The organism is Stenotrophomonas sp. STEN063 (assembly GCF_056854515.1).
Map to the genome: position 1 here is coordinate 43,381 of NZ_JBXFWF010000027.1, position 10,906 is coordinate 54,286.

General features: G+C 64.8%; 7 protein-coding genes. 2 read left to right on the plus strand and 5 right to left on the minus strand.

The genetic code is table 11. The features are described 5' to 3' along the window. The gene (locus AC1VWL_RS09390) at positions 1 to 3,150 is read left to right on the plus strand and encodes a discoidin domain-containing protein (protein WP_482986491.1); all 3,150 of its coding nucleotides are present in this window, start codon (positions 1 to 3) and stop codon (positions 3,148 to 3,150) included. Between the two features lie 329 nt (positions 3,151 to 3,479). Here the strand turns inward: AC1VWL_RS09390 and eda are convergent, their stop codons facing one another. The 5 genes from eda to zwf form a co-directional block, all read right to left on the minus strand. Next, positions 3,480 to 4,139 (minus strand): bifunctional 4-hydroxy-2-oxoglutarate aldolase/2-dehydro-3-deoxy-phosphogluconate aldolase, encoded by a 660-nt coding sequence (gene eda, locus AC1VWL_RS09395; protein ID WP_481615692.1) that lies wholly within the window; start codon positions 4,137 to 4,139, stop codon positions 3,480 to 3,482. Between the two features lie 39 nt (positions 4,140 to 4,178). Then, a complete protein-coding gene (edd, locus tag AC1VWL_RS09400) occupies positions 4,179 to 6,089 on the minus strand; it encodes a phosphogluconate dehydratase (RefSeq protein ID WP_482986483.1) in 1,911 nt (636 codons plus the stop codon). Between the two features lie 138 nt (positions 6,090 to 6,227). Continuing rightward, positions 6,228 to 6,947: a 6-phosphogluconolactonase gene (gene pgl, locus AC1VWL_RS09405; RefSeq protein WP_481615693.1), complete on the minus strand. Its 720-nt coding sequence runs from the start codon at positions 6,945 to 6,947 to the stop codon at positions 6,228 to 6,230. Continuing rightward, positions 6,944 to 7,951 (minus strand): glucokinase, encoded by a 1,008-nt coding sequence (gene glk, locus AC1VWL_RS09410; protein ID WP_482986484.1) that lies wholly within the window; start codon positions 7,949 to 7,951, stop codon positions 6,944 to 6,946. The genes pgl and glk overlap by 4 nt, the downstream gene beginning before the upstream one ends. Further along, on the minus strand, positions 7,948 to 9,519 hold the full coding sequence (zwf, locus tag AC1VWL_RS09415; protein WP_482986485.1) for a glucose-6-phosphate dehydrogenase: 1,572 nt from the start codon (positions 9,517 to 9,519) through the stop codon (positions 7,948 to 7,950). The genes glk and zwf overlap by 4 nt, the downstream gene beginning before the upstream one ends. A 185-nt stretch (positions 9,520 to 9,704) precedes the next feature. On the opposite strand from zwf, the gene AC1VWL_RS09420 reads away from it, so the two are divergent. Further along, positions 9,705 to 10,799, plus strand: a complete 1,095-nt coding sequence (locus AC1VWL_RS09420) for an ABC transporter ATP-binding protein (RefSeq protein ID WP_482986486.1) — start codon at positions 9,705 to 9,707, stop codon at positions 10,797 to 10,799. Positions 10,800 to 10,906: the final 107 nt, after the last annotated feature.

Consider the following 10,906-nt stretch of genomic DNA (forward strand, 5'->3'; position numbering starts at 1 on the left):
ATGCGTTTTGTGATTGGTCTGCTGAGCTTGTTGCTGGCGTGGGTGCCGCCGGCCAGCGCTGCAGTGCTCGCCAAGTTCGATGATATCGGTGCGTGGCAGCTGATCACCTCGCCGCAGGTCAGCGGTTCGCTGCGTCCAGTGGCCGGCAACAGCGGGCGTGCGTTGTGCCTGGACTATGACTTCCATGAGGTGTCCGGCTACGTCGGCATCCGCCGTCCGTTGGATGTGACCTGGCCTGAGAACTACCAGCTGTCCTTCGACCTGCGCGGCGATTCGCCGGCCAACGACCTGCAGTTCAAGCTGGTTGATGCCAGCGGCGACAATGTCTGGTGGGTCAATCGTCCAGGTTTCAACTTCCCGAAGAGCTGGACCCGCATCAGCTACCGCAAGCGGCATATCGAGAAAGCCTGGGGGCCGGACCCGGACAAGACCCTGCGTCGCAGTGCGGCAGTGGAGTTCACCATTTACAGCAAGGTCGGCGGCCGCGGCACGGTCTGTTTCGACCAGCTGACCCTGCAGCCGCTGCCGAAGGAAGACACTTCGGCGCTGACCACCACGGTGATCGCCGATACCGCCACCGCGCTGCAGCAGCGCATCGCCGACGGCAAACCGGACACGTTGTGGATCAGTGGCGGGGTCAAGCAGCAGACAGTCAGCCTGGACCTGGGCAAGGTGCGCGAGTTCGGTGGTGCGGTCGTGCAATGGGCGCCGGGATTGGAAGCTTCGCGTTACGTGGTGCGCTCGTCCGCGGATGGTCGCGACTGGAAAACCCTGCGTGAAGTCACCAGCGGCACCGGCGGCAGGGATTGGCTGGCATTGCCGGAGACCGAGGCGCGCTACCTGCGCTTCGATCTGGTCGATGGCCCGAATTGGCGCTATGGCATCCGCGACATCAGCCTCAAGCCGCTGTCGTTTGCCAATACCCCGAATGATTTCATCCGTTCTGTTGCTGCCGATCTGCCGCGTGGTTCCTTGCCGCGTGGCTTCAGCGGCGAGCAACCGTACTGGACCATCCTCGGCCTGGACGGCGGTCGCGAGCAGGCCCTGATCAGCGAGGACGGCGCGCTGGAGGCGATGAAAGGTGGCTTCAGCATCGAGCCGTTCGTCGTGCTCGATGGCAAGGTGATCGGGTGGGCGGAGGTGAAGTCCAGCCAGAGTCTGCAGGACGGCTATCTGCCGATGCCGTCGGTGGCGTGGGAGCACGATCACTTCGGTTTGAATGTCACTGGCTTCGTGCAGGGGCGGCCGGACCAGGCACAGCTGGTGGCACGCTATGAGCTGCACAACACCGACAAGGTCGCGCACGAGTATCGTCTGGCGCTTGCGGTGCGGCCGTTCCAGGTCAATCCGCCCAGCCAGTTCCTCAACACCGTCGGTGGCGTCAGCCGCATCGACAATCTCGCAGTGCGGACCGGGCAGATAAGCGTCAACGGTCAGCCGCGCGTGTATACGTCGCTTCCGGCCGATGCGGGCTTTGCCAGCAGCTTCGACAGCAAGTTGGCTGTCACCCACCTGGCTGACAAGGACTTGCCGATCACGCAGGAGGTTCGCGATGGCACCGGCTTGGCATCGGGCGCCTTGGTCTACAACTGGAAGCTGGAGCCGGGACAGCGTCGGGAGGTGGTGTTGGTGCTGCCGCAGACCGGCAACTGGCAGATGCCGGCCAAGTTCGATGCCGACAAGGCGCAGCAGCAGGTCGCAGCGATGTGGCGGCAGAAGCTCGATCAGCTCAAGCTGCGCGTGCCGGAGGCTGGCCAGCCGTTGGCCAATACGCTGCGCACCGCACTCGCACATATGCTGATCTCGCGGGTTGGGCCGAGCCTGCAGCCGGGCACGCGTTCCTACGCGCGCAGCTGGATCCGTGATGGCGCGATGATCTCCGAAGGCCTGTTGCGGATGGGGCGCGCCGATGCGGTGCGCCAGTACGTGGATTGGTATGCGCCATATCAGTTCGAGAGTGGCATGGTGCCGTGCTGCGTGGATGCACGTGGCAGCGATCCAGTGCCGGAGAACGATAGCCACGGTGAGTTGATCTACACAATCGCCGAGTACTGGCGGCACACTGGCGATACTGCGTTCCTGCAGCAGATGTGGCCGCGTGTGCAGATGGCATGGAACTACATGGAACAGCTGCGGCTGAGTGAGCGCACGGAAGAAAACCGTGCGCGCAATGCCGGCTTCTACGGCATGATGCCGGCCTCGATCAGCCACGAAGGCTATTCGGCCAAGCCGGTGCATTCGTACTGGGACAACTTCTGGGCGCTGCGCGGTTACAAGGACGCTGCCGACATGGCGGTAGCCCTGGGACTGGAAGCCGAAGCACTGACCATGGCTGCATCACGTGATCAGTTCCGTCAGGACCTGGACGAGTCGCTGCGCGCTGCGATGGCCGCGCACAAGATCGACTACCTGCCTGGTTCGGTGGAGCTGGGGGACTTCGATGCCACCTCCACCACGATCGCGTTGGCGCCGGGTGGCGAGCAGGGCAGGTTGCCGCAGCCCGCTTTGAACAATACCTTCGAGCGCTATTGGCAGCACTTCGTCGAGCGCCGTGACGGCAAGCGGCAATGGAAGGACTACACGCCATACGAGTGGCGCAACGTAAGCGCCTTCGTGCGCCTGGGTTGGCGTGCACGGGCCTGGGAGGCCACCGAGTTCTTCTTCAAGGACCGTGCGCCGCCGGCATGGAACCAGTGGGCCGAAGTGGTGTCATCGACGCCGCGACAACCGTTCTTTGTCGGCGACCTGCCGCATGCCTGGGTGGCGTCGGACTTCGTGCGTTCTGCATTGGATATGTTCGCGTACGAGCGTGATGTCGATGGTCCGATCGTGCTCGCTGCGGGCGTGCCCGCCAGTTGGCTGGCAGGCAAGGGCATCGCCATCGAGGATTTGAATACCTCGCACGGGATGTTGAGTTACTCGCTGCAGCGCAGTGACAAGCAGTTGACCTTGCAGGTGTCCGAAGGACTGCGTTTGCCGGCAGCGGGGCTGTTGCTGCAATGGCCTTATGAGGGCACGCCGGGAGAGGCGACGATCAATGGCGAACCGGCGCAGTGGCTGGGCAATGAGCTGCATATCGGCAGCCTGCCGGCGAAGGTCGAAATCGAGATTCCCGCCGAGCTGCGCCGCAGCGAGCGCAGCAGACGTTGAGGAGTAAAAACTGCGCCTCGAACACCGAGGCGCAGGCCAGTCGACGAGAGGGAGAGGAAGAACTTCCGTCGGATCTGAGAAAACAAATGCACCAGCCGTCCGTTGCCCGGCTGTAGTGCCGAGCCATGCTCGGCAGGAGCTTTCCCGGTGAATGCCTTTGGGAGCAGCGTCAGCCGCGAAGCTGATGATGCATACGGGCGACGCATCGCCAGTACCGACGCCCGTACCGAAGCCCGTACCGAAGCCTTGAGGATTGGAGGCAGGTGGTTTGGTTGCTGCCGGCTTCGCGGCTGACGCCGCTCCTACAACAACCTAGAAGCTGATTTGTGTCAGCCGGCGCGGGCTTGTTTGACGATGGCGGCGGCAGCGGCGGCGGACTTCTTCACTTCGTCCCATTGGCCATTGCGGATCCAGCTGTCCTGCACCATCCACGAGCCACCGATGCAGACCACGTTCTTCTGCGACAGGTAATCGCCTGCGGTGGCTTCGGTGATGCCGCCGGTGGGGCAGAGCTTGAGCTCCGGAATCGGACCGGCAACACCCTTGATCATCGCCAGGCCACCAACGGCGGTGGCCGGGAACAGCTTGCAGATGCGGAAGCCGCGCGCGACCAGCTCCAGCAGTTCGGTCGGTGATGCAGCGCCCGGAACCACCGGCAACGGCGCAGTCGCCAAGGCATCGGCCATGTGTGCGGGCGTGCCCGGGGTGACGATGAAGTCGGCACCGGCATCGATGGAGCGCTGCATCTGCTCGACGGTCAGCACGGTGCCGGCACCGACAACTACATCCGGCAGTTCGCGCTTGAGCATGGCCAGCGCTTCCATTGCCACCGGCGTGCGCAGGGTCAGTTCAATCGCGGGCAGGCCGCCTTCGAGCAGTGCTGCGCTGACGGAGCGCGCCTGGTCGAGGGTGTGCACGGTAACGACGGGCAGGATGCCGGCGGCGCTCAGCAGCTGCTCGGCGCGGTCCTGGTATTGGGCAATGTTCATGGAGTCCTCTTTGATAAAGGTGTACGCGAATCCTGGATCTCAGGCGTCGTTGGCTTCGTGTGGGGCGGCTGCTGCGGCATGGTCATGGCCGAGTTCGTATTCGGCGTCGTAGTCCCACAAGCTGCCGTCCGGACGGGCCGGGCCGCAGGAGATCGAGATCGCGCCCTGATCGGCCGGGCCGACGATGCGGCGGTTCATCGCGAACAGGTTGCGGCCCATGTCCGAGCCGGCCGGCGCGGTGTTGGCGGCAATGCCGCGGGCAGCCCATTCGGCGGCATCGACCAGTACTTCCAAGGTGCCGGCTTCACCATCCAGACGGATGATGTCGCCCTCGCGGATACGCGCGATCGGACCGCCGCGTGCTGCTTCCGGAGTAACGTGGATAGCGGCGGGGATCTTGCCGGAGGCGCCGGAGAGACGACCATCGGTGACCAATGCGACGCGTCGACCCTGGTTCTGCAGCAGGCCGAGCAGCGGGGCCAGCGAGTGCAGCTCCGGCATGCCATTGGAGCGCGGGCCCTGATAGCGCACCACCGCGACGAAGTCCTGCGGCAGGGCGCCAGCGGCGTGTAGTTTGTTGAGGATCTGCGGCGCATCGACGACCACGGCCGGTGCTTCAATCGTGCGGTACTGCGGCTTCACTGCCGACAACTTGATCAGCGAGCGGCCGATATTGCCACGCAGCAGGCGCAGGCCGCCCTGGGCTTCGAACGGATTGGAGGCGGGGCGTACCACTTCCTCGTCGCCGCTGACGTCAGCGGCGGGCACGTAGCTGACCTTGCCGTCGGTGAGACGTGGCTCCTGGGCGAAGGCGCGCATGCCACCCTCGGCAATCGTGGTCGCATCGGCGTGCATCAGGCCGGCGTCCATCAGTTCGCGGAACACGAAGCCGGGACCGCCAGCGGCAGCAAAACGGTTCACATCGGCTTCGCCGTTCGGATAGACGCGGGCCAGCAGCGGCACGATCTGCGAGAGCTCGTCCATGTCGTCCCAGGTGAGCACGATGCCCGCGGCACGGGCAACGGCGATCCAGTGGATGGTGTGGTTGGTCGAGCCGCCGGTCGCCATCAAGGCGACCACGGCATTGACGATGGCGCGTTCGTCGATCAGGTGGCCGAACGGGCGGAAGTCATTGCCGAGCGCGCTTATTTCCAATGCGCGTGCGGTGGCAGCACGGGTCAGCGCGTCGCGCAGCGGCAGTTCCGGGTTGACGAAGGAGGCGCCCGGCAGCTGCACGCCCATCGCTTCCAGCAGGACCTGGTTGGAGTTGGCGGTGCCATAGAAGGTGCAGGTACCCGGTGCGTGGTACGAGGCGGATTCGGCTTCCAGCAGTTCTTCGCGGGTAGCTTCGCCTGCGGCGTAGCGCTCGCGGACTTCGGCTTTCTTCTTGTTCGGGATGCCCGGTGTCATCGGCCCGGCCGGCACGAACACCGCCGGAAGGTGACCAAAGGCGAGGGCGCCGATCAGCAGGCCGGGTACGATCTTGTCGCAGACGCCCAGATAGATGGTGGCGTCGAACATGTCGTGGCTGAGGCCAATCGCCGTTGCCTGCGCAATCACGTCACGCGAGAACAGCGACAGTTCCATGCCGCCACGGCCCTGGGTCACGCCGTCGCACATCGCCGGCACCGCGCCGGCAACCTGGGCGGTTGCGCCCAGCTCGCGTGCGGCATTACGGATCAACTCCGGGTAATGCTCGAACGGCTGGTGCGCGGACAGCATGTCGTTGTACGAGGTGATGATGCCGAGGTTGGGCGTCACGTCACCGCGCAGCCGGTCCTTGTCGGTGGGCCCACAGGCAGCAAAGGCATGGGCCAGGTTGCCGCAGCTCAGGCGCGCGCGGAACGGACCTTCGCGCAGCGCGGCATCGATCCCGGCCAGATAAGCCGCGCGCGACGGGGCGCTGCGCTGGCGGATGCGATCGGTGATGGCTTGGATTTTCGGATGCATGGCTTTATGGCTGGAATGAGGAGGAAGGTGCGGCTGGCAAAGCGGCGGGCTTCGGACTCTGTTTCGGGAAGGACCATCTCCAGCTCTTGCGAGCGGCAGGTGAGGTCCATTCCCGGTTCCGGATCCGCTGGTTCCCGCTCAAGGACACCAATGCACGCGCAGCTTGTTGCCGGGCGCATTGATTGCAGCAAGGATCGGGAAGGTGTTCACGTCGCCGGAGGCAAGTGCGGCATTGAGCACCTCGAGCTTCTGCTTGCCGCGGACCAGCAGCAGGCGCTGGTTGGCCAACGCCAGGCCATGAGGGGTCAAGGTGATGCGCAGGGACCAGTGCTTGGCCACCGGGCAGCCGGTCGCATCCAATGCCGCATAAGGGTGTTTGCTCTGCAGTGCCTGCGGCAGGTCGGGCGAGCCGGGGAACAATGAAGCGGTATGGCCGTCATTGCCCATCCCCAGCACTACCAGACAGGGTGGCTGTGAATGCGTGGCGAGCAGGTTGGCGGTGTGTACGCATTCGGCGATCGGGAGGCCGACCCGGACCAGCGGGTCAAAATGCGCACCCTCGGCATGACGCAGGAAGCTGTCACGTACCAGCCAGGCATTGCTGTCCTTGTCCTGCGGCGAAAGCCAGCGCTCGTCGGCCAGGCCAACCTCAACCCGCGCCCACTCCAGGCCCTGGTCGGACAACAGTTCGTAGATGGGAGCCGGCGTGGTGCCGCCGGACAGCAGCATGCGGGCGCGCCCGCGCTGCTCGATCTCCGCGCTCAGCAGGGCTGCCATTTCCTTGGCGACACCTTCGGTCCAGGCCTCTTCGTCAGCATGGCGGACAAGTGTGATGCGGTCGGAAACAGCGGCGTTCATGCGGTCACTCCAGAATTGGCGCGCTGCATGTCCAGCGCATAAGCAGTGGCGCCCAGCAAGCCGGGGCAGGGATGGGTGATGGCCATCGACGGGATCTGCGACATGGTCGCGGAGAAGCGTCCCTTGCTTTCAAACCGTTGACGGAAGCCGGAATGCTGCAGCTGCTGCAGCAGGCGCGGTACCAGTCCACCGGTCAGGAACACGCCGTCCCAGGCGCCCTGTACCAACACCGCGTCACCGGCGACCGCACCGAAGATCTCGAGGAATACTTCGACCGCTCGACCCGCCAGCACATCACCTTCGGCAGCACGTGCGCTGACCTCGGCCGGTTGCAGCAGGCCCGGATCGGTACCTGTCATCTCGCAGATGGCACGGTGGATGTTGACCAGGCCGGGACCGCAGACCAGGCGTTCGTTGGACACCCGCCCGAATTGCGCCGACAGGATTTCCAGGATGCGGATCTGTTCGGGCGAGTTCGGTGCAAAGCTGGCATGGCCGCCTTCGGTGGCCAGCGGGTAGTTGCGACCATCGCGCACCACCAGTCCGCCAACACCCAGGCCGGTGCCGGGGCCAAGCACGCAGTAGTTGCGTGATTCGCCCAGCGCAGCGGGCTGCCAGCCAGCGCCGCCAACCTGCACGACATCGTCAACGCCGAGCAATGCGATCGACATGGCCTGGGCGACGAAGTCGTTGATCAGATGCAGCTGCTCGAAGCCGAGCTGCTCGGCAGTACGCGTGCGCGAGATGACCCACGGATGATTGGTGATGCGTGCTTCGTCACCATCGACCCGGCCCGCTACCGCGAACACACCGCTGCTGGCGGTCGCCCCACGCTGCTGCAGGTAGTGCGCGGCGGCGTCGGCCAGCGATGAGAACTGCGCCACCGGATACTCGTCGATGCTGCCCTGATCCAGCGGCGCGGCCGCGGCGCGGTCAGCCAGCGCGAAGCGTGCGTTGGTGCCACCAATATCCGCTACCAGTACCAGGTCGGTGCTGGGGATCACAGCCCCTGCTCCGGGCCTGCTTCGGCGGCAATGGATTCGGGCAGGAAGTCCTGTCCCAGACGCGGTCCCCAGCCGCCGGCCGGGTAGGGCTCCATCGGCAGGTCGGCGGCCTTCCAGGCATCGCTGACGCTGTCGATCCAGGCCCAGGCGGCACGGACTTCATCGTCGCGCACGAACAGAGCGTGGTTGCCGTTGAAGGCGTCCAGGAACAGGCGTTCGTAGGCGATGCGACGGTGCAGGCCGGTGGGAACGGAAAGTTCCAGTTCCAGCGGTTGCAGTTCCAGCGCTCCCCATTCCGGGCCGGCCAGCGAGCTCATCAGGCCGAGCTGGATGTTTTCCTGCGGCTGCAGCTGGAAGGTCAGGCGGTTGGGGGTGGCGTTCTTGCGGTCGGGGCGCTCAAACAGCCAATGCGTCACCGGCTTGAGGTTGACCTCGATGCGGGTGGTGCGTTCTGGCAGGCGCTTGCCGGTAACCAGGTGGAACGGCACGCCAGCCCAGCGCCAGTTGTCGATATGTGCGGTGACGCCGACAAAGGTCTCGGCCTCGCTGCCTTCCGGCGGCTGGTAGGCCTGCGCGGGCTGGCCATTGATGGTGCCCGCGGTGTAGCGGCCGCGCACGCTGTCCTTGGCCGCGTGCTTGGCGTCGAGCGGGCGCAGGGCGCGCAGCACCTTCACCTTTTCGTCGCGGATGCGGTCGGCTTCCAGCGATGCCGGCGGCTCCATCGCCACCAGGCACAGCAGCTGCAGGATATGGCTCTGGACCATGTCGCGCAGTGCGCCGGAGCGTGAGTAATACGAGTCGCGGCCATCCACGCCGTCGCTCTCGGCGACAAGAATGTGCACCGAGGCGATGTAGTTACGGTTCCATACCGCTTCCAGCAAGGTGTTGCCGAAGCGCAGCGCCATCAGGTTCTGCACCGGCGCCTTGCCGAGGTAGTGGTCCAGGCGGAACACGCGGTCTTCGTCGATCAGCTTGCCGATTGACTGCAGGATCTCCTCGGCGCTGTCGCTGTCCGAGCCGATCGGCTTTTCCAGCATCAAGCGGTTGGGTGCAGCCAGTGCGCCGCCCAGTGCCAGGCCTTCGCAGGTGGAGATGTACAGCCCCGGCGGGATCGCCAGATAGCTGACGCAATTGCGGTGGACCAGGTCCTTGACCGCTTCGGCGACCGAGTCGGCATTGCGCAAGTCGACCGAACGGTAGTCGATACGGTTGAGCAGGTTGCTGATGTCATCCTGGCTGGCGTGCGGCATGGCGGCTTCCAGGCGCGGACGCAGCAGGTCGCGGAATTTCTCGGTGTCATGCGGCGACAAGGCCAGCGCACGCACACGGAAATCTTCAGGGAGCAGGCCGTCGCCAAGCAGGCGTAGCAGGGACGGGAACAGGTAACGCTGGGCCAGATCGCCTGTGGCACCGAATAGGAAGAGGGTGTCGTGCATTGCGCGAGTTTCGGGTGCGGATGACATCGTTGTCAATTGTTCGTCTTCAAGGCCTGCGCCGCGATTGGGACGCCCGCGTCCTTCGGCGCGAGGGGGCGGGCGTGGGCAGCCTGGACTTGTGCATTGCAGCATGCCGCGAGGGCGGGAGCAGGTCCGTGCAGCGGAGCGCAGGTGCCGTGTAAGAGCGACTGTGATGGTGCCATATGAATATGCTTACCGTGCACAATGTTTCGGATGTATACGATTGCAGGAAACTGTTCTGTCGTTGTAACGCAAGTGTTCCCCAGCTCCAGGTTTCGACTCGCAACGAGGTAGTGATGGCCAAGGTTCAATTCGACAGTGTGCGCAAGGTGTATGACAACGGTCAGGTCGCCGTCGCCGGAGCCAGTTTCGACATCGCCGATGGCGAGTTGATGGTGCTGGTGGGGCCGTCGGGCTGCGGCAAGTCCACACTGCTGCGAATGGTGGCTGGGCTGGAGGAGATCAGTGCTGGTCAGCTGCGTATCGACGAGCGGCTGGTCAACGACGTTGCACCGAAGGATCGTGACATCGCCATGGTGTTCCAGAACTACGCGCTCTACCCGCATATGACCGTGGCCGAGAACCTGGGCTTTGGTTTGAAGCTGCGCGGCCACGACAAGGCCGAGGTGCAGCGTCGTGTGCGGGAAGCCGCCGATTCCTTGGGTCTGACGTCGATGCTGGACAAGTTGCCGCGCGCGATGTCTGGTGGTCAGCGCCAGCGCGTTGCGCTGGGGCGTGCGCTGGTGCGCGAGCCGGCGGTGTTCCTGCTGGATGAGCCGCTGTCCAATCTGGATGCAAAGCTGCGTCACTCGGTGCGTACCGAAATTGCGCAACTGCATCGCAAACTGGGCACCACGATGATCTATGTCACCCATGACCAGGTCGAGGCGATGACGCTGGGCCAGCGCATCGTCGTGCTCAATGAGGGGGTGATCCAGCAGATCGACACCCCCATGGCGCTGTATGACAGGCCGGTCAATCTGTTTGTTGCAGGCTTCCTCGGTAGTCCAGCGATGAATATGTTGCGTGGGCAACTGCGGCGTGATGAAGCAGGTTCGGCGATGCTGTGGTTGGACGAGGGGCTTGGTATTGCACTCGACGCCGTGTCACTGGGCGCGCAATGGTTCGACAAACCGCTGGTGGTTGGCGTGCGGCCCGAGCACTTGCAGCCCGGTGGTGGTGCAGCCGCGTTCAACGCGCACATCGAAGGGTTGGAGCCGGTCGGAAACGAGATTTTCGTCAATCTGCGCTACGGCGAGCAGGCGCTGATCATGCGGGTGCCGCCACAGCAGCTACCGCAGGTCGGGCAGGAGATCGCAGTTGAGGTGAGCGCTTCGAAGCTGCACTTCTTTGATGCGGGCAGTGGCAGCCGCATCGAAGCGGAAGCTTGATCTCTGTAGTGGGGGGCCCAGCGCCGCGCGGGGCGCGCCCCGAAGGGTGCCGACGCGCCCGGCGGGGCGGGCGCGGGGCTGGGGGAGCCCAGGGCGGCGCCGGCGGG

Bases quoted from the DNA above. Each gene is read 5' to 3' on its own strand.
- AC1VWL_RS09390 (WP_482986491.1), top strand. From the start codon at position 1: ATGCGTTTTGTGATTGGTCTGCTGAGCTTGTTGCTGGCGTGGGTGCCG.
- eda (WP_481615692.1), bottom strand. From the start codon at position 4,139: ATGAACATTGCCCAATACCAGGACCGCGCCGAGCAGCTGCTGAGCGCC.
- edd (WP_482986483.1), bottom strand. From the start codon at position 6,089: ATGCATCCGAAAATCCAAGCCATCACCGATCGCATCCGCCAGCGCAGC.
- pgl (WP_481615693.1), bottom strand. From the start codon at position 6,947: ATGAACGCCGCTGTTTCCGACCGCATCACACTTGTCCGCCATGCTGAC.
- zwf (WP_482986485.1), bottom strand. From the start codon at position 9,519: ATGCTGCAATGCACAAGTCCAGGCTGCCCACGCCCGCCCCCTCGCGCC.
- AC1VWL_RS09420 (WP_482986486.1), top strand. From the start codon at position 9,705: ATGGCCAAGGTTCAATTCGACAGTGTGCGCAAGGTGTATGACAACGGT.